Source organism: Vreelandella neptunia (assembly GCF_034479615.1).
GTDB lineage: Bacteria > Pseudomonadota > Gammaproteobacteria > Pseudomonadales > Halomonadaceae > Vreelandella > Vreelandella neptunia.
The window spans coordinates 3,247,076-3,264,780 of the sequence record NZ_CP140255.1 but is presented as its reverse complement, the minus strand read 5'-3'; the positions used below and the strand labels follow the sequence as shown (position 1 = coordinate 3,264,780).

The window sequence follows — 17,705 nt, the reverse complement described above, 5'->3', positions numbered from 1 at the left end:
ATGACGCTTGTCGTACTGGGCTGTCTTTTACGGACTATCTCTTACGAACTATCTCGTACTTGATATAGTGTATGCGGATCGTGACGAAAGGTTATTGCGAAAATGTAGTGTTATCGCCAATAATTGACATTAAATGTCGTATAATTTGTTTTTATTGGTAGGAGCTGCTTTCCATGGCCGTAATGCCGCTGTCGCTTGATCGATTTGATCGTCATATCCTGGATATTGTGCAGCAGGAGGGGCGTATCAGTAATCAGGAGTTGGCTGATCGCATCGGACTTTCGCCTTCGCCCTGTTTGCGTCGGGTGCGGGCCCTGGAAGAGCACGGCCTAATACTGGGCTACCGCGCGGAGGTCGATTCCCGCCAACTGGGCTATCAGTTAATGGCGCTGCTGCATATCTCCATGGATCAGCATACGCCGGAGCGTTTCGATAATTTTGAGCGCCATATTCGTGAGATACCCAACGTCATCGAGTGCCTGATCATTACCGGACAGGCGGCGGATTTTCAGCTCAAAATCCTGGTACGCGACATGGACGACTACCAACACCTGCTGCTGCATGTGATTAACCGCATCGAGGGTGTTACCGGCGCGCATACCAGCTTTGTGCTCCGGCGGGTCTTTGAGCATCGGCCTGTGCCGACAGATCGGCTTTGATAAAGAAGGCGTAGTCAAGGAGAAGCTAAGCGGTTTAGACTGCTTTTCTTAAACCCACTAGGAGTTTTCCCTATGGCTATTCAGCGCCACGATACAAAAGCCCGCATGAGCCGCGCGGTGATTCACCAGGGTGTAGCCTATCTATGCGGCCAAGTGGCTGGCCCCGAGGCCCGCGAGGGCGACGTTACTGCTCAAACGGAAAGTATGCTGGCGCGGGTGGATGCGCTACTAAAAGAGATTGGTTCAAGCCGTGAGCAGCTACTTAGCGCGACGATCTACCTGAAAGAAGGCGGTGACTTTGCCGCTATGAACGAGGTGTGGGATGCCTGGGTGCCCGCAGGCTACGCACCGGCGCGCACATGCGTCTGCGCGCCCATGCCCGCCGATGAGCTTAAAGTGGAAATTACGGTGACTGCCGCGGTGAGCCACTAACGGCTGATCCTTTAGCGCTTAAAAGTTTATGGCCATATCTCTAGGGGACGAGGGCAGGTTGAAGCGAGGGTCTTTTGCCAGGGATGGCAAAAGTAGCGCCCAGGGATGGGTTCACAGCGCCCTCGCGGAAACCTGCCCTCGTCACCTTACCAATTAGCTATCCAAACATGTTCACTTCCCAGGCTTTTCCACCGGAAAGCGGGTGTCGCGCAGGCTGTCTTTGATTTTCTTGAGGTGGGGTAAGAAGTCTTCACCACGCCTCAAGGTTACCCCAGTGGCCAGCGCATCAATCAGCGTTAATTGAATTACCCGCGAGGTCATCGGCATGTAGTGGTCGGTGTCTTCGGGGGTAGCGACCTCCAGGGTGGCGGTACACTCGCTAGACAGAGGTGAGTTGGGTGCGGTGATACCGAGAACCACGGCTCCGGCATCCCTCGCTAAACGGGCGATATCCACCAGCTCCCGCGTACGCCCGGTGTAGGAGATAATCACCACCACATCCCCCGTGTGGCAAGCGGCGGCGACCATACGCTGCATCAGCACATCGATGTAGGCCATCACCGGCAGGTTGAAGCGGAAGAACTTGTGCTGGGCATCCTGGGCCACCGCGCCGGAGGCGCCCAAGCCAAAAATGTGGATCTGCTTGGCCTGGGTGAGGTAGTCGACCATACGCTCGACGGCGCCCATGTCGATTTCGCGCTGGGCTTCGTCGAGGGCGGCGATGGTGGCGCCAAAAATTTTGTGGGTGTACTGGGTGGCAGTGTCTCCGGGCTCCACCGCGCGGGTCACATAGGGCGTGCCACCGGCTAAGCTCTGGGCCAGTTTGATTTTAAAATCGGGATAGCCCTTGGCGCCAAAGTTACGGCAAAAACGGTTAACCGTGGGTTCGCTTACGCTAGCCGCCTGGGCCAGACTGGCAATGCTTAGACTGGTGGCGACCGTTGGGTCTTCAAGAATTACATTGGCGACTTTACGCTCCGAGCGGTTGAGTTCTTCTAAACGTTCGCGTAAGCGGTCAAGTAAGTCATGAGCCATTAACGGTCTCCGTGTGAGTGGTAGAAAAAAGCGGTTTCCATTCGCTGCACCAGGACACAAATGCCTCAGCAGGCAGCGGACGGGCGTAGAAGTAACCTTGCGCAGCTTCACAGCCGATAGAGCTTAAATAGGCCGCCTGGGCCGAAGTCTCGATGCCTTCTGCCACCACATCGCAGCCCACGCTATGGGCAAGCTGGGTAATGGTATGGGCCAGTTGGCGGTCGATCGCGCTGGTTTCCAAGTCCATCACAAAGGCGCGATCTATTTTGAGCGTCGAGAAAGGCAGCGTCTTAATATACGCCAGCGACGATTGGCCGGTGCCAAAATCATCGATGGCGACGGCGATATTCATGTCGGCCAATTGGGCAAGCTGCTGACGAGCGTGATTCATATCGCTCACCAGCCCCGACTCGGTCACTTCCAGGGCCAGGAAACGCTCGGGAATCTGTTGCTGCTCAAGGCGAGCAAGCAGCTGTTGGGCAAAGTCCTTACGGCTCAGCTGACGAGCGGCCACATTCACCGCAATATGAAAATCGTCGTTGAGCAACCCTTGTGCCCGCCAGGTGCTGATATAGCGCATGGCTTCATCCAGCACCCAATCGCCTATGCAGAGAATATCACCGCTGGCCTCGGCCAGCGGAATAAATTCACCAGGGGAGATAAATCCAAACTCCGGATGCTGCCAGCGTAGTAGCGCTTCCGCGCCGAGAATCTTGTGGTCAGCCAGCGATAGTTTGGGCTGGAAGGCGAGCGACATCTCGCCACGTTCGGTGGCGCCACGGATCGCCTGCTGAATATGTAGTCGGTGCCGCTGCTTGGTCTCGAGCGCGGGGGTGTAGTACTGAACCTTGAGCGATTCCAATGGTGGCAATGCCAACGCGGCCATATGCACCAACCGTTCAGTCTCAAAATAGCCTGTTTCGGCGCTAATGCCGATACGTGCGCTGAGGGGCAGCAACAGCTCCTCCAGCGCTTGATCTTGCTCGAAGCACTCGAGCAGTTGCCCGGCCAAGTGCAGCAGTTGAGTGGGGTTCGCCGTGGGGGTAATGACCAGCAGCTCGCTTCCTCCCCATAGTCCAAGCAGACATTCGGCGTCGAGCTGTTGCCTAAGCCGTTGGCTAATGAAACTCAGTAGCTGATCGGCGACTCGGTAGCCGTGCAAGCGCACCACATCATCGAGCTTATCAATAGCGATAAACAGTAGCCCCGTGCCCGAACCCTGGAGGGCCGCAGCGTGCAGCGCTTGGCTTAACCCACGGCGGTTGGGTAGCTGGGTAATGGGGTCGGTGCGAGACTGGCGGTCTAACTCCTGGGTGCGCTTGGCAACCATAAGCTCGAGAGTGTCGACCTGCTTCTCGCGCACCTGGTAGCGGTGCTCAATGTTTAAGGTATTACGGATGCGCTGTAAGACTTCATCCTGCTTAAACGGCTTGGTAATGAAATCACGTACCCCCATAGTGAGGGCGCGCTGGCGAGTAACGTCATCAATTTGTGCGGTAAGCACAATGATCGGTGGCATCTGCTCGGCAAAATATGTACTGAGCTGTTCAATGACCGCGTAGCCGTCTAAATGCGGCATGCGAATATCCAGCAGCAGTAGATCCGGCAAATGGCGCTGGCAGTGGGGTAGCACCTCACGGGGGTCGTTGATCCCGTGGATATTCTCGAACCCATACTCGTCAAGAAGATCAAACATGAGCTCGATGTTAATCGTGCTGTCATCCACTATTAATAGGTGTTTTTCAGTAAGGCTCATGGCTCCTTCCCTGACGCAGTCTGAATAAACTGAGCGACGGTGGCTTTTAGTTTATCAAGTTCAAGCGGTTTGGTGAGGTAGGCGTTAAAGCCCGCTTCCAAACCGCGCTTGATGTCGCCAGGCATGGCGTTGGCAGAGAGGGCAACCACCGGCAACGTTTGCAACTGTGGGTCGCGGCGCATCGCTTCCAATGCCTGATAGCCGTTCATGCCCGGCAGATGGATATCCATTAATACCAGAGCAGGCGAGCAGTGGCGCATTATTTCCAGGCCAATTTCAGCGCTGGGCGCAATTTGCAGCTTGATGTCGCCTATCTCTTCGATAATATCTTCCATTAGCCGTTGATTGGCGGGGTTATCTTCAATATAGAGCAGCATAAAGGCGTTGCTGGGCTGGGTATGAAGCCAATGGGGCGGAGGGGCTTCGTCAGCGGTGGCATCTGCGTTAGCCGTAGGCAAGGTAAACCAGAAGGTAGCGCCTTGGCCGAGCTGGCTATCGACGCCCATTTCTCCGTTCATACGCTCGACTAGCTCGCGGGTAATCGCCAGGCCAATACCGGAGCCTTCTATGCTGCCGCCTTCTGCATCAAGACGATTAAAGGGTTCAAAAAGCTCGTGCTGACGTTCAGGGGCAATGCCAGGGCCGGTGTCCGTTACGCTGATGCGTACATGGTCGACTAAGTGGGCCACGGTAATATCGATTGAGCCGTTGGCACCGTTGTACTTAATCGCATTGGAGAGCAGGTTTAACAGTATCTGTTTGGTGCGTGTGTAGTCGGCGTTAACCTGCCACTGATCATTGGGCGAGGTGTAGCAAAAACGAATGCCTGCCGCCTCGGCGCTGGCTTCCAGGGTGGAGCAGGCGTCGTTAAACACGTTGGCGAGAATAATCGGTTCGATGGAGAGCGTCATATGGCCTGCTTCGATCTTGGCCAAATCCAGCACTTCATTAATTAGGCTAAGCAGATGCTGGCCGCTTCTCTCGATTTGGGAGACCTGGCGATGCTGCTTATCGCCCAGCGGTTCCCGGCGGCTATTGGCCAGTATTTGAGCAAAACCGATGATGGCATTGAGTGGTGTGCGTAGCTCGTGGCTCATGGACGAGAGAAATTCACTTTTCGCCCGGCTGGCGGTTTCCGCCTGGTCTCGAGCGGCAGCCAGATCGCCCATGACCTGTTCACGCTCGGCCATTTGGCTATAAAGATTGATCAGCAGTGCGCAGGTATCGGTAAACGGCTGAAGCCAATCCAGCAGCGCTTGATTCAGCGGCTGTTTGCTGTTGGCAATAGCGTACATGCCGATCAACCGTTCGCCGCTAAAAATAGGCACGCCGAGGTAGTTATGCAGTGGCGGATGCCCCGGAGGGAAGCCGCCACGTTTGACATGATTATAAACATCATTGGTCATGATCACTTCACCATTCGCAAATACGTTGCCAAGCAGCGATTTAGGGTTGGTGAGGGTCATATCGCCGCTGCGCAGCCGCTCCATCAGGTTGCGCGACTTCTCACTCCATGACAGGTCTGTGATGGCATGAATTTTAAGGGCATTGGTGGTGTTGGTAGGTAGCACTTCACCTATCAGCGCGTAGTCGCTATCGGTCAGCTCTCGCAGTGCCTCCATTAGAAATACCCACAACTGTTTTCCCGACATCAGCGCTGGATAATCCGTAATGCCTTGATGGAGAATTTTGAGCAGTTTCTGCTCTTTATGCATCCGGTGGGCGGTGTGGGCTAGTTCCAGCTGAAGCTTGTGTAGGCGAAGTAGCTCTTCAGCCTGACCCGCTAAACTGCCAAGTAGCTTTAAATCACGTTCGCTGAACTGACGAGGCTGCTGGTCAATGATACACAGAGTGCCAATGGCCATGTCATCCAGTGGCCGTAGTGGGTAGCCTGCGTAAAAGCGGATATTTGGTGAGTCAATGACCAGAGGGTTGTCTGCAAAGCGCTCGTCTTTATGGGTGTCTGCAATCATTAACGGAGCGTCGTGGGCGATGGCATGAGCGCAGAACGAGAAGTCCCGGTTGGTTTCGCATACATCGAGACCCAGGTGCGATTTAAACCACTGGCGCTCTTTATCCACTAACGATACTAAGGCAATGGGCACATCGAACAAGTCACGGGCCAGTTGCGTCAAGCGCTCAAAAGCCGTGTCTTGAGGCGTATCGAGTACCTGTAGAGTATGCAAGGCCGCCAGGCGCTGTGTTTCATTATGAGGAGTGTCTGGGGCGTGCATAGCCTTTCCAAAGCTGGGGATTAATAAAACATCCTATAAGGTCGTTAGGCTGATAGGTAATTAAATATCGGACATTAGCCCACAAGCTTTAGCCAAGCCCTATAAGTTTTATTAGCCAGCGCCGGTAAGGCGGATAAAGCATGCGGCTAGCAGAGCGCTTAGCCTGATAGAAGACACCACGCAAATGGCTAAAACGCTCAAAACCATGACGGCCGTGGTAGGCACCCATACCGCTCTCGCCGATGCCGCCAAAAGGCAGTGAAGGAACGGCGTGATGAAGCAGCGTGGCATTAAACACCAGCGCGCCAGAGCGCGTCGTTTGCAGTAACTGCTGCTGTAAGCCCTTATCATTTGTGAAGGCATACAGTGCTAACGGATGAGGGCGGGCGTTCACATAACGTATTGCTGCTGACATATCGCTAACGCCAATGACCGGTAGACAGCGGCCAAAAATCTCTTCGCGCATCATCTGGAGCCCCTGGTGGGGGTCGATAATCAGTGCTGGGGCATAAGCACCGTGATCAATGACTCTGCAGCTGTGGTCTTGGGCTTCTTGCAGCATGGCATCTAGCCGTTGTTGGTGGGCCGCGTTAATCGCGTGGGTGGCTGCATGGTCGTCGGGGCGCTGCCGTTGAATAGCCTCGCTCAATGCTTTAATCAAGGCACTAATATGGCGGCTCTCAACCAGCACGTAGTCGGGGGCGATACAGGTTTGCCCGCCGTTCATGCCTTTACCAAAAATAATATCCGCAGCCGCTTTATCGAAATCCGCATCGCCTGCCACGATGGCGGGCGACTTACCGCCTAGCTCAAGCGTCGTTGGAGTCAAATTCGCCGCGGCTGCTTGGGCCACTTGCCGACCTACCGCGCTGGAGCCGGTGAACACTAGGTGATCGAATGGCAAAGCGCTAAAAAGACGCGCCACCTCTACATCGCCTTCGATGACCTTGAGTTCTTCAGGGGTGAAGTATTGCGGCACCAGCCGTTGCAGTAGGGCGCTGGTAGCGGGGGAGTGCTCGCTGGGTTTAAGCATCACCACATTGCCCGCAGCAAATGCATCCACTATCGGCATTAGCGCCAAGCTCCAGGGGTAATTCCAGGGTGACATCACGCCGACCACGCCCAGCGGCTGCGGCGCGATGCGTGCCCGGGCAGGCATTAACCGCCACGGGATGCTAACCGACCAAGGGCGCATCCAGCGCCATAGATGCAGCCTGGTATGACGAATGGCATGGAGCACCGCGCTGATTTCAGCTATGCGTATTTCTACATCGCTGCGTTGACCAAAATCCGTTTGAATCGCGCGGATAATCTCTAGCTGGTGATGCTTGGTCATACGCGCTAATCGGGCCAGCCGGTCACGACGCTCCGTTAGCGTTAGGTAGGGCATTTGGTCGGCAGCTTGGCGCTGCGTTTGAAAGTCACCCGTCAGATCGCGCGTCATGGCCTCTCCTCATATGCCGTTACCGGCGTGGCGTTAACGTTAAATACTGCAGTTCAATCGCCGTATCTGTTTTCGTTGGCATAGCTAGTTGGCATAGCTCGTTGATTTAGCCAGTTGATTTAGCCAATTGATTTAGACATCGGTGTAGATGGTTAGTGTAAACGGTTTATATAAACAGTTAGTGTAAAGTGGCCTTTTAGCCCCACACACTCGGAAAGGTGCTATGCCGTTATCCCCACTGTCGATCACTATTCTACCCACCATTGAGGCCGTTACGGCAAGCCAGTGGGACTCACTGGTCGATGATGATCAGCCCTTTTTACGACACGCGTTTTTACACGCCCTAGAGGCAAGCGGCTCTGTCAGTGAAGCCACGGGGTGGGAGCCCTGCCACCTAAGTGTATGGCAAGGCGAGCAGTTGGTCGCAGCGCTACCCATGTACCGCAAGCACCACTCCTACGGTGAGTATGTGTTTGATTGGGGCTGGGCAGATGCACTAGAGCGCGCCGGTGGCCGCTACTACCCCAAAGCCCTCAGCGCGATACCGTTCACGCCGGTGCCAGGCGCGCGTACTTTAATCGCCCAGCACGCCGATGCCAGTGCCGTGCGTACTATGTTGGCCGATGCCTGGCGCGAGCAGTGTGAAAGTCTCAGTCTGTCTAGCTGGCACTTGCTGTTTGCCGATGAAGCGGACGTCAACGCCTGGCAGGCCCAGTGCCCGGAACTGATCACCCGTGAAGGGGTACAGTTTCAGTGGCGTGATCGAGGCTTTGGTGATTTTGAGGGCTTTCTAGCCAGCCTGACCTCTAAACGGCGCAAAATGATCAAGCGCGAGCGTCGCTTGGTCGCCGAGCAAGGATTAAAGGTCTCGCGTTTAGAAGGCGATGCGATTACATCAGCGGATATGGCGCATTTCTATCGCTGCTATGCGATTACCTATCATGAGCGCGGCAGACCGCCTTATTTAAACCACGACTTTTTTGAGCGCCTGCGCCAAACCATGCCTGAAGCGCTGGTGCTGGTACAAGCCTACGTTGAAGAGCGCCCGGTAGCGGCCGCGCTCTATTTTCGTGGCAGCAGCACGCTCTATGGGCGCTACTGGGGGAGCGAAGTCGTCGCCGATTGTCTGCATTTTGAAGCGTGTTACTACCAAGGCATTGAGTACTGCTTGCAGCGTGGCTTAACGCTGTTTGATCCAGGCACCCAGGGCGAGCACAAGCTGGTGCGTGGGTTTGCACCCCAGCGCGTGCGCTCGCTGCACTATATTCGCCATCCTGGGCTAGCTGCCGGTGTTGCCCAGTTTTGTCATGAAGAGGGCGAGCATGTTAGCGCCTACCGCGATGCAGCCCACCAAGCGCTGCCATTTAAGTAGTTATTTAAGCTGTCATTTAAGCTGTTATTTAAATCATGCGCGGCTCGCTGGTGCTGCGCCTTGATGGCATAATGCGCGCCAATAAGCGCTCTTTTGCGAATCAACGCAGCTTTTGATCAAACCAGGGCTTTTTCACCAGCCAATATTTCCAGGGAGTGCCGTGATGCGCAAATGGTTAGTGATGACATTGCTCGCTGTCTTGGCGCTGCTTCAGTACGAGCTGTGGTTAGGCAACGGCGGCTGGCGCGATTTACAGCACGTGGAGCAGCGGGTCGCGGTGCAAGAGGCGGCCAATGTGCCCATGCGCGAGCGCAATGCGCGGCTGGCGGCCGAAGTGACGGACTTAAAAACCGGGTTGGACGCCATCGAGGAGCGTGCCCGCAGCGATATGGGTATGGTACGCACCGACGAGCAGTTTTTCTGGGTGCCTGGTGTGGCGATTGAGAATGAGCTGATCGGTATTAATGCGGGTCTGGTCGCTCCCCAGGAGCCGCCGCAGTGAGCCAAACCTGGTTAATTGTTCCCGCGGCGGGTCAAGGCCGCCGTATGGGGGCCGACAAGCCCAAACAGTACTTGGCTTTGGCCGACGAGCAGCCGGTGCTGGCGCATACCTTGGCACGTCTTCACCGCGCCTTTCCGAATGCTCGCTTGGTGCTCTGTTTAGATAACGACGATCGTTGGTTTTCGCCACACTGGGTGCCTTTCATTACTTGGCAACGCGTGTCGGGTGGCAACGAACGAATGGACAGCGTGTTAAATGCGCTGCACGCCATGGCAGCCGACGATAATGATGTGGTGATGGTGCATGATGTGGCCCGCCCCTGTATCACCGTGGATGATCTTCAGGCGCTGTATCAAGCCGCCGCAACCCACCCCGCAGGCGCACTCTTGGCGATGCCGGTGGCGGATACCATGAAGCGCGCCGATAACCAGTGCCTGAGTGCGCGAACCGAACCCCGGGATGGCTTGTGGCATGCGCTAACGCCCCAAGGCTTTCGCTATGCGCTGCTGCGGCGAGCCCTAGAAACCGCCCGCCAGCAGCAAACGCTGGTAACCGATGAAGCCTCGGCGGTTGAAGCCTTGGGCGAGCGTCCGCAGTTAGTAAGCGGGCGGCGCGACAACCTGAAAATTACCCATCCGGACGACTTAGCGCTGGCAGCCGCGATTTTGGCGGCGCAAGCCGCTCACACGCCTGACGGGCTTTAATCACTAGGAGCTTATAATGCGTATCGGCCACGGATTCGATGTACACCGCTTCGGCCCCGGCGATCATTTAATGATCGGTGGCGTTAAGCTACCGTTTGAACAGGGCTTTGTGGCCCACTCCGACGGCGATGTGCTGCTTCACGCGATTAGCGATGCACTGTTGGGCGCCTGTGCGCTGGGCGATATTGGCCGCCATTTTCCCGATACTGACCCGACGTGGGCGGGGGCTGATAGCCGCGAGCTGCTGCGTCATGTGGTCACGCTTATTCAAGGACAGGGCTATGGAGTGGTCAATATAGACGCCACGCTGATGGCCCAAGCACCTAAAATGGCCTCTCATATCGATGCAATGCGGGAAGTCATCGCCGCTGATCTAGGGGTCGCGCTTGGTCAAGTCAATGTTAAAGCCACCACCACTGAACGATTAGGTTTCACCGGGCGCGGTGAAGGCATCGCCGCGGAGGCGGTGGTGCTGCTTAACCGTGCTGAGGCGCTTAATGATTAATATGCCGGAGTGGCAGCGCTGTCTAGACGCACAGTTTGACCCGCCTAAACCGGGCCAGTACCGTGCCCAGCCGGAAGATTTTTGGGTCGATGAGCAGCTTGATTTTACCCCTGAAGCACACGGGGAACATCTGTGGCTGCGAGTTGAAAAGCGTAATCAAACCACGTTAGATGTCGTCAAGACATTAAGTCGGCTTTGTAGCGTAACGCCCCGTGATATTGGTTACTCCGGCATGAAAGACCGCATTGCCGTCACACGCCAGTGGCTGAGCGTGCATCTGCCCGGCCGTGACGCGCCCCCTGAACTTGAGCATTCGCTTAATGCGCTGGGGATCACTGTCGTAGAACAGGCGCGCCACCCACGTAAGTTGAAGCGAGGCGTGCACCGCACAAACCGTTTTGTGTTGCGCCTGAGCGGTGAGGCCATTGAAAGTGAAGACTTTATTAGCCGCTGGGAAACGCTTTGTCAGCATGGCGTGCCTAACTATTTTGGCCCTCAGCGCTTTGGGCCTGAAGGGCGCAATCTTCAGCGTGCCGAAGCATTACTTAACCGAGGTTGGCGCAAACGCGATGATCGCCAGGGTATGATGCTCTCCACGGCGCGCAGTTTTTTGTTTAACGAACTGCTCAGCGCACGCATTGTGGATGGCACCTGGTCGCAGCCGCTGGCGGGCGATACGTTGATGCTGGACGGCACGCAAAGCGTGTTTCGTATCGATGCCTCCGATCCGACGCTTCAGGCCCGCGCCGCTGAACTGGATGTGCATCCTACTGGGGTTCTTTGGGGCGTTGGTGAAGCAGACCAGGGCGACGCCGCTGACTATGAAGCTCGTCTACTGGAGTACTACCCTGGCCTGTGCAATGGCTTAGAGCACAGCGGAGTAAAGCAGGCGCGCCGGGCACTTCGTATGCGACTGTTGGAACCCCAGCTTGCTTGGGAGCCTGGCGCCGCCCGACTTTCGTTTTCACTGCCTCGGGGTAGCTTTGCCACTGCCGTGCTGGGTGAGCTGATGTTAACGAACGGATAGCCGTGGGTGGATTCAGCCGTTAGTGCTGTATAACTCATCAGGCTTAGAGGTTAGTAAAAGTGATGGATATAAGCCGCCACGTTACGAGCTTATGATCAAGGAGACCCGCCATGCGGCGACTACTGCTTTCAAATGATGATGGTGTGCACGCGCCGGGACTGCGTGCGCTGCACGATGCGCTGTTGGCCCATGCCAATATTCGCGTAGTGGCTCCTGACCGAGACCGTAGTGGTGCCAGCAACTCGCTCACTTTGTCACGGCCACTCTCGTTGACGCCGCTGGATAACGGCTTTTACAGCGTCGATGGCACGCCCGCTGACTGCGTCTATTTGGGCGTTCATGGTGTATGGGACGAAAAACCCGATTTAGTCATCTCAGGCATCAATCACGGCAGTAACCTGGGTGACGACGTGCTCTATTCAGGCACCGTCGCGGCGGCGATGGAGGGGCGCAATTTGGGTATGACGGCGATTGCCATGTCGCTGTGTGGCGAGCGCCATTTTGCGACGGCCGCCAGGGTAGCTGCCACCTTGATTGGCGCGGCGGATCAGCTCTCGCTACCGCCGCGAACACTGCTGAATGTCAATGTGCCCGATGTACCCTGGGAGGAAATTAAAGGCGTTAAAGTGACTCGCTTAGGCTATCGTGGGCCAGCCGAGAAACCGTTAGCGGTTAAAGACCCGCGGGGGCGTACGCGCTACTGGATTGCACCCGTAGCGGCCAATGCCGATGACGGGGATGATACCGATTTTGCTGCCGTCGAGGCAGGCTATGTGTCGATTACTCCCCTACAAACAGACCTAACGCGGCACCCCGCGCTTAACGATGTGCAGGAATGGTTGGATGTTTTTGCCTGATATCTCTCCAGGAGAGCTGCGCGGTCGCGGTATGACCTCCCAGCGTACCCGTGACCGCATGGTGGAGCGCCTCATGCAGCAGGGCATCAGCGATGCCCGGGTGCTGGAAGTCATGGCCAGCGAGCCGCGTCATTTGTTTGTTGATGAAGCGTTGGCCCATCGCGCCTACGAAGATACCGCGCTACCGATTGGCTTTAGCCAAACGCTGTCGCAGCCTTTTATCGTAGCGCGCATGACCGAGCTCGTGCTGCGTGCCGGGCCGCGCAGGGTACTGGAGCTGGGCACAGGGTCTGGCTATCAGACCTTGATACTGTCGCGGTTGGTAGAAGAGCTCTACTCCATTGAGCGCATTGGTGCGTTATACGAGCGTGCGGCGGAACGGTTAAGGCGGCTAGCAGCACCTGCCACACTGGCGGTGGCGGACGGCGGCTACGGTTGGCCTGAGGCCGCGCCGTTCGACGTTATTTTGCTAACCGCCTGTGCCCAGACGTTGCCTACAGCGCTGCTAGAACAATTGAGCCATGACGGGGTGCTAATTGCCCCGTTGGAAGAGCCTGATGGTAGCCAGTGGCTTACTCAGGTAAAGCGTATCGGCAGTGCCTTTGAAAAGCGTCGGCTTGAGCCCGTGCGCTTTGTACCCTTACTGCAAGGAGTAGTGGATTGAAGCGGCAACCTTTGGGAATATTTTTACGAGGCGCAGGGATGGGCGCCGCCGACGCTGTGCCCGGCGTGTCGGGAGGAACGATTGCGTTTATTAGCGGTATTTATGAAGAGCTGATCAACACGATCAAACAGTTTGGCCCCAGCGCTATTGGCGCTTGGCGCCGCGGTGGCTGGCGGGCTCTTAGTAACCATTTGAATCTCGCCTTTCTGGTACCGCTATTGGCGGGGGTAGCGGTTAGCCTGTTTAGCGTGGCGCATTTAGCGCTCTGGTTGATGGAAGCACACCCGCTGCTGTTGGATGGTTTCTTTTTTGGCCTGGTAGCTGCCTCTGCATTGGTGGTAGGACAGGCGAGCAACGGCTGGAAGCTGTGGTATCTAGTGCCGCTACTGGTGGGGCTAGTGCTAGCACAAGCATTGCCCGGCATGATGCCGCTGGTGTTATTAATAGGTAATGAAGCACTGGTAGTGATGGTGGCAGGCTGTATCGCCATTAGCGCCATGCTACTGCCGGGTGTTTCAGGCAGCTTTCTGTTGCTGACCATGGGTCTCTACGGCACCATCATGGGCGCAATTCGCAGTTTGGACCTGGGCATTATTGTGCTGTTTGGCATGGGCTGTATGGTGGGCTTAGCGCTGTTTTCACGGCTGCTGTCGTGGCTGTTACGGCGCCACCACACCCCGACGATGCAACTGCTATTGGGGTTTATTGCCGGTTCGCTGCCGGTTCTCTGGCCATGGCGCGAGCTGTTACGCTACCAAATAGGGCCAGAAGGGCAAATGATTCCTCTGGAGTACCGCTATTTATTGCCCGCTGACTATGCCGTATTGACCGGTGCTTCGGCACAAGTGGCCGGTGTTGTCGCGCTAATGGCCGTGGGAGCCCTCATTGTCGTGTTACTCAACCGACATGCGGATCGTCGGCCAATCGATACCCAGCTTGGCGCTGAAAAGGAGTAGGTTTGTATGCGTAAAGGTTATCTACCTAAAGTACTGATGTTGTCGGCGCTGGGACTCGCAATTGCTGGCTGTGCCAGCCAGCAGGGCGGGAGCCCCCAGGTGCGGGATTTAAGCCAAGCTCGCCAAGCGGTGGAAAACTCGCCCCAGTACACAGTGAAAGCAGGCGATACCTTGTATGGCATTGCGTGGCAGCATAATTTGGATTATCGCCAGCTCGCGGCAATGAATAACATTGATCCGCCCTACCAAATTCGGCCAGGGCAAACGATTGCCCTGCGTGAAGGTGCTGGGTCGGCATCAACCGCCAGTAACCAGCCCGCGTCGAATACCTCACGTGGCGGCGGCGCCGTGGCGACCGGGTTGAGCCCGCAGACGGCTTCCGTAGCGAGTGATGACCAGGAGTTGGATTGGTTGCTGCCCGATGAATCCGCGATTCAGCGTAATCAGCGCCTCACGGCTGAACGCAATGCCGCAGAGCAAGAAGCTGATGAACTGTCCTCAACACCTCAGCCTGAAGTGGTCGCGGCGGCTGATCCTGAGCCCGCCGAGCAGCCTGAACCTCAGCCATCATCAGAACCCGAACAAACTGAGCCCGAACAAGCGCCGGCACCGGAGCCCGAAGCTGAACCCGAACCACAGCCTGAAGCCGCTCCTGCCACACAAAGTGCCAGCGTAGACCGCTCATCGCGTACCTATACGCCCGCCGAAACCATTGCTTGGCAGTGGCCTGCAGATGGCAATGTGGTTGGTGCATTTGGACAGGGTGATAGCATCACTGCCGGGATTGATATCGCCGGTGAAAAGGGGCAACCTGTTAAAGCGGCAGGCCCCGGCATCGTGGTCTATGCGGGCAGCGGCGTCAGGGGTTACGGCAACCTCATCCTTCTCAAGCACAACGATCAATTCCTAAGTGCGTATGCCCATAACGACAGCTTGCGGGTCAAGGAAAATGACGTGGTCGAGGCCGGTGAGGTCATTGCCACAATGGGGGATAGCGATGCAGAAAACGTCAGATTACACTTTGAGGTTCGCCGTGACGGGCAGCCGCAAGATCCCATGGACTTTCTGCCCTCCCGCTAAGGCACCCACCGGGAGAGTGAGCCGTCAGCATTTAACATGGACGTTGCCCGAATCGCTGCATTCGAGCGTCATATAACAATCGTCACATAACAATATGGTGTGCGTCCTAGAGCGCACCCCTTTGACTTTCTAAATGGCGGGTAGGCGACAAACGAGGGGTAAAGCCATGAGTATGTTGGAGAAAGATCTACAGGAGGTTGACCTGGATGCTGCTGAGGAGGCGCTTGATGATACTGATGATGTCACGGTAGAAGAAGACGCTTTCGAGAAAGCACTAGGGCGCGAGGATCGTCAATCGACCCAAAGCTTGGATGCGACGCAAATCTACCTCAACGAAATCGGCTTTTCGCCACTGCTAACACCAGAAGAAGAAGTTTACTACGGCCGCCTGGCGCGTAAGGGTGACCCTCTAGGGCGCTCGCGGATGATTGAGTCCAACCTGCGGCTTGTGGTGAAGATTGCCCGCCGCTACCTTAACCGTGGCTTGACGCTGCTGGATTTGATCGAAGAGGGCAATTTGGGCCTGATTCGTGCTGTGGAGAAGTTTGACCCGGAGCGTGGCTTCCGTTTCTCGACCTACGCCACTTGGTGGATTCGTCAGACCATCGAGCGGGCGCTAATGAATCAGACGCGGACGATACGCCTGCCCATTCATGTGGTCAAAGAGCTCAATATTTACCTGCGGGCGGCGCGGGAATTAACCCAGAAGTTCGACCACGAAGCCACTGCCGAAGAGATCGCCGATCACCTTGATAAACCGGTTGATGTGGTCAAAAAGATGCTTGGCCTTAATGAGCGAGTGTCGTCGGTCGATTACCCCATGGGGGGCGAGAGCGATAAGCCGCTGATCGATACGCTGGCGGACGATGAAGTTCAGGGGCCTGAAGCACGCTTGGTGGATGGTGACGTCAAGGAGCATGTGGATTTGTGGTTAGACGAGCTGAGCGAGAAACAGCGCGAGGTAGTGGTGCGCCGTTTTGGCTTGCGAGGCCACGAGTCGGCCACCCTGGAAGAAGTGGGCGCTGAAATTGGCTTAACCCGTGAGCGGGTGCGCCAGATCCAGGTCGAAGCGCTCAAGAAACTACGCCGTGCATTGGAAAAACAGGGCCTTTCTTTAGAGGCGCTGTTTGAAACCTGAGTGACGAACAGGTCTGGAAAATGACGGCTGGTTAAACCGCCTAGTATCCGGGCGAAGGGGAGGTTGAAGCGAGGGTCTTTTGTCATGGATGACAAAAGTAGCGCCCAGGGAAGGGTTCACAGCGCCCTCGCGGAAACCTCCCCTGAGCACCGATGCTACCTACTATAATCCTGGCTTAGCTAGGCACCTATTTGATGTTTTTCCTCTATAAACTTTGTAAGTGAGTCACCTCATGCGCCCCCTTGTGGCCGATATTGATCTGGACGCTCTGCGTCACAACTATCAATTGGCGTGCCGCTGCGCGCCCCAAAGCCGCTCAGTGGCAGTGATCAAGGCCGATGGGTATGGGCATGGCGCACTGGCCTGCGCTCAGGCGCTGGAGAGCTTAGCCCCGGCGTTTGCCGTCGCCTGCATTGAAGAGGCGCTTACCCTGCGTGAGGGCGGCATTACCCAGCCCATTATCCTGTTGGAAGGCATTTTCAGCGCTGATGAACTACCGCTGGTGGATACCCACGGCTTCTGGATCACGGTACACAGCCAGTGGCAGGTCGATGCTCTGCTAGCCGCTTCACCTAAAAAGCCAATTCCCGTCTGGTTGAAAGTTGACTCCGGCATGCACCGCCTGGGCTTCGCTATCGACGAGGCCGCTGCCATCTGGCGTCAGCTTAGCGCCGCGCCGAGCGTGGCCTCGCTCCATCTTATGAGTCACTTTGCCAGCGCCGATTCCCGCGATAACCGCTACTTCAACCAGCAAATGTCCCGGCTACAAGGCCTTGCTAGCGAGCTAAAAGCACCGCTGTGTTTGGCCAACTCACCGGCCACCCTGGCATGGCCCGTGGCCCATGGCGACTGGAACCGGCCGGGTGTGATGCTCTACGGTAGCGACCCCTTGGAAGTTGCCAATGAAATTACTCAGCAACTGCAGCCGGTGATGACCCTACGCTCGGAAATCATTGCCCTGCGTGAGCTGGAAGAGGGTGAGCCCGTGGGCTATAGCGGGCGCTGGCGCGCACCGCGGCGTTCACGCATTGCCGTGGTTGCCTGCGGCTACGGCGATGGTTACGACCGTCATGCGCGCGACGGCACGCCGGTACTGGTCAACGGCCAACGCTGCGCGATTGCCGGTAAAGTCTCCATGGATATGTTGACCGTTGATGTAACGGACGTACCCGACGCCGTGATTGGCAGCGAGGTTGTACTGTGGGGTAGGGCCAGCAACGGCGAGGTGTTGTCGGTGGATGAAGTAGCCCGCTACTGCGATACCATCAGCTATACGCTGCTAACAGGGGTACTGCCCCGGGCGCCGCGGCGTTATCATGGGCGTTCTGCTTAAACGGTTG

17 protein-coding genes are annotated in these 17,705 nt (G+C 56.4%); 13 read left to right on the top strand and 4 right to left on the bottom strand.

The window, feature by feature from the left end:
• The first annotated feature begins 173 nt into the window (after positions 1–173).
• Positions 174–659 (top strand): Lrp/AsnC family transcriptional regulator, encoded by a 486-nt coding sequence (locus tag SR894_RS15205; RefSeq protein ID WP_133729864.1) that lies wholly within the window; start codon positions 174–176, stop codon positions 657–659.
• 72 nt (positions 660–731) lie between these two features.
• Positions 732–1,091, top strand: a complete 360-nt coding sequence (locus SR894_RS15200) for a RidA family protein (RefSeq protein WP_223288033.1) — start codon at positions 732–734, stop codon at positions 1,089–1,091.
• 171 nt (positions 1,092–1,262) lie between these two features.
• Here the strand turns inward: SR894_RS15200 and SR894_RS15195 are convergent, their stop codons facing one another.
• The 4 genes from SR894_RS15195 to SR894_RS15180 all read right to left on the bottom strand — a co-directional run bounded on the left by SR894_RS15195 (position 1,263) and on the right by SR894_RS15180 (position 7,560).
• On the bottom strand, positions 1,263–2,126 hold the full coding sequence (locus SR894_RS15195; protein WP_133729866.1) for a MurR/RpiR family transcriptional regulator: 864 nt from the start codon (positions 2,124–2,126) through the stop codon (positions 1,263–1,265).
• Positions 2,116–3,882 carry a two-component system response regulator gene (locus SR894_RS15190; protein WP_133729867.1) on the bottom strand — a complete coding sequence of 589 codons (1,767 nt, stop codon included), beginning with the start codon at positions 3,880–3,882 and terminating at the stop codon, positions 2,116–2,118. The genes SR894_RS15195 and SR894_RS15190 overlap by 11 nt, the downstream gene beginning before the upstream one ends.
• A complete protein-coding gene (locus tag SR894_RS15185) occupies positions 3,879–6,116 on the bottom strand; it encodes an ATP-binding protein (protein WP_223288032.1) in 2,238 nt (745 codons plus the stop codon). The genes SR894_RS15190 and SR894_RS15185 overlap by 4 nt, the downstream gene beginning before the upstream one ends.
• 88 nt (positions 6,117–6,204) lie before the next feature.
• Positions 6,205–7,560, bottom strand: coding sequence for an aldehyde dehydrogenase family protein (locus SR894_RS15180; protein ID WP_223288031.1), 1,356 nt, complete (start codon positions 7,558–7,560; stop codon positions 6,205–6,207).
• A gap of 223 nt (positions 7,561–7,783) precedes the next feature.
• On the opposite strand from SR894_RS15180, the gene SR894_RS15175 reads away from it, so the two are divergent.
• The 11 genes from SR894_RS15175 (at position 7,784) to alr (ending at position 17,698) form a co-directional block, all read left to right on the top strand.
• Entirely contained in the window at positions 7,784–8,932 is a 1,149-nt protein-coding gene (locus tag SR894_RS15175; RefSeq protein ID WP_223288030.1) for a GNAT family N-acetyltransferase, read from the top strand.
• 163 nt (positions 8,933–9,095) lie between these two features.
• Positions 9,096–9,434, top strand: a complete 339-nt coding sequence (gene ftsB / locus SR894_RS15170) for a cell division protein FtsB (RefSeq protein ID WP_133729871.1) — start codon at positions 9,096–9,098, stop codon at positions 9,432–9,434.
• The gene (gene ispD, locus SR894_RS15165) at positions 9,431–10,138 is read left to right on the top strand and encodes a 2-C-methyl-D-erythritol 4-phosphate cytidylyltransferase (RefSeq protein ID WP_133729872.1); all 708 of its coding nucleotides are present in this window, start codon (positions 9,431–9,433) and stop codon (positions 10,136–10,138) included. Before ftsB ends, ispD begins: the two co-directional genes overlap by 4 nt.
• Before the next feature lie 16 nt (positions 10,139–10,154).
• Positions 10,155–10,643 carry a 2-C-methyl-D-erythritol 2,4-cyclodiphosphate synthase gene (gene ispF / locus SR894_RS15160; RefSeq protein ID WP_246638078.1) on the top strand — a complete coding sequence of 163 codons (489 nt, stop codon included), beginning with the start codon at positions 10,155–10,157 and terminating at the stop codon, positions 10,641–10,643.
• Entirely contained in the window at positions 10,636–11,670 is a 1,035-nt protein-coding gene (truD, locus tag SR894_RS15155; RefSeq protein WP_223288029.1) for a tRNA pseudouridine(13) synthase TruD, read from the top strand. Before ispF ends, truD begins: the two co-directional genes overlap by 8 nt.
• A 110-nt stretch (positions 11,671–11,780) precedes the next feature.
• On the top strand, positions 11,781–12,527 hold the full coding sequence (gene surE, locus SR894_RS15150; RefSeq protein ID WP_133729875.1) for a 5'/3'-nucleotidase SurE: 747 nt from the start codon (positions 11,781–11,783) through the stop codon (positions 12,525–12,527).
• Positions 12,514–13,191, top strand: a complete 678-nt coding sequence (locus tag SR894_RS15145; protein ID WP_223288028.1) for a protein-L-isoaspartate(D-aspartate) O-methyltransferase — start codon at positions 12,514–12,516, stop codon at positions 13,189–13,191. Before surE ends, SR894_RS15145 begins: the two co-directional genes overlap by 14 nt.
• Positions 13,188–14,147 (top strand): DUF368 domain-containing protein, encoded by a 960-nt coding sequence (locus SR894_RS15140; protein WP_133729877.1) that lies wholly within the window; start codon positions 13,188–13,190, stop codon positions 14,145–14,147. Before SR894_RS15145 ends, SR894_RS15140 begins: the two co-directional genes overlap by 4 nt.
• A gap of 6 nt (positions 14,148–14,153) precedes the next feature.
• Positions 14,154–15,227: a peptidoglycan DD-metalloendopeptidase family protein gene (locus SR894_RS15135; protein WP_133729878.1), complete on the top strand. Its 1,074-nt coding sequence runs from the start codon at positions 14,154–14,156 to the stop codon at positions 15,225–15,227.
• Between the two features lie 166 nt (positions 15,228–15,393).
• Complete coding sequence (rpoS, locus tag SR894_RS15130) at positions 15,394–16,365, top strand: RNA polymerase sigma factor RpoS (protein WP_088698869.1); 972 nt, start codon at positions 15,394–15,396, stop codon at positions 16,363–16,365.
• 232 nt (positions 16,366–16,597) lie between these two features.
• The gene (gene alr / locus SR894_RS15125; RefSeq protein WP_133729879.1) at positions 16,598–17,698 is read left to right on the top strand and encodes an alanine racemase; all 1,101 of its coding nucleotides are present in this window, start codon (positions 16,598–16,600) and stop codon (positions 17,696–17,698) included.
• The last annotated feature ends 7 nt before the right edge of the window (positions 17,699–17,705 follow it).

Coding starts and splice junctions, on each gene's coding strand:
- surE (WP_133729875.1), top strand. CDS start 11,781: ATGCGGCGACTACTGCTTTCAAATGATGATGGTGTGCACGCGCCGGGA.
- SR894_RS15175 (WP_223288030.1), top strand. CDS start 7,784: ATGCCGTTATCCCCACTGTCGATCACTATTCTACCCACCATTGAGGCC.
- SR894_RS15200 (WP_223288033.1), top strand. CDS start 732: ATGGCTATTCAGCGCCACGATACAAAAGCCCGCATGAGCCGCGCGGTG.
- truD (WP_223288029.1), top strand. CDS start 10,636: ATGATTAATATGCCGGAGTGGCAGCGCTGTCTAGACGCACAGTTTGAC.
- rpoS (WP_088698869.1), top strand. CDS start 15,394: ATGAGTATGTTGGAGAAAGATCTACAGGAGGTTGACCTGGATGCTGCT.
- SR894_RS15190 (WP_133729867.1), bottom strand. CDS start 3,882: ATGAGCCTTACTGAAAAACACCTATTAATAGTGGATGACAGCACGATT.
- SR894_RS15135 (WP_133729878.1), top strand. CDS start 14,154: ATGCGTAAAGGTTATCTACCTAAAGTACTGATGTTGTCGGCGCTGGGA.
- alr (WP_133729879.1), top strand. CDS start 16,598: ATGCGCCCCCTTGTGGCCGATATTGATCTGGACGCTCTGCGTCACAAC.
- SR894_RS15145 (WP_223288028.1), top strand. CDS start 12,514: ATGTTTTTGCCTGATATCTCTCCAGGAGAGCTGCGCGGTCGCGGTATG.
- ftsB (WP_133729871.1), top strand. CDS start 9,096: ATGCGCAAATGGTTAGTGATGACATTGCTCGCTGTCTTGGCGCTGCTT.
- SR894_RS15195 (WP_133729866.1), bottom strand. CDS start 2,126: ATGGCTCATGACTTACTTGACCGCTTACGCGAACGTTTAGAAGAACTC.
- SR894_RS15185 (WP_223288032.1), bottom strand. CDS start 6,116: ATGCACGCCCCAGACACTCCTCATAATGAAACACAGCGCCTGGCGGCC.
- SR894_RS15205 (WP_133729864.1), top strand. CDS start 174: ATGGCCGTAATGCCGCTGTCGCTTGATCGATTTGATCGTCATATCCTG.
- ispF (WP_246638078.1), top strand. CDS start 10,155: ATGCGTATCGGCCACGGATTCGATGTACACCGCTTCGGCCCCGGCGAT.
- SR894_RS15180 (WP_223288031.1), bottom strand. CDS start 7,560: ATGACGCGCGATCTGACGGGTGACTTTCAAACGCAGCGCCAAGCTGCC.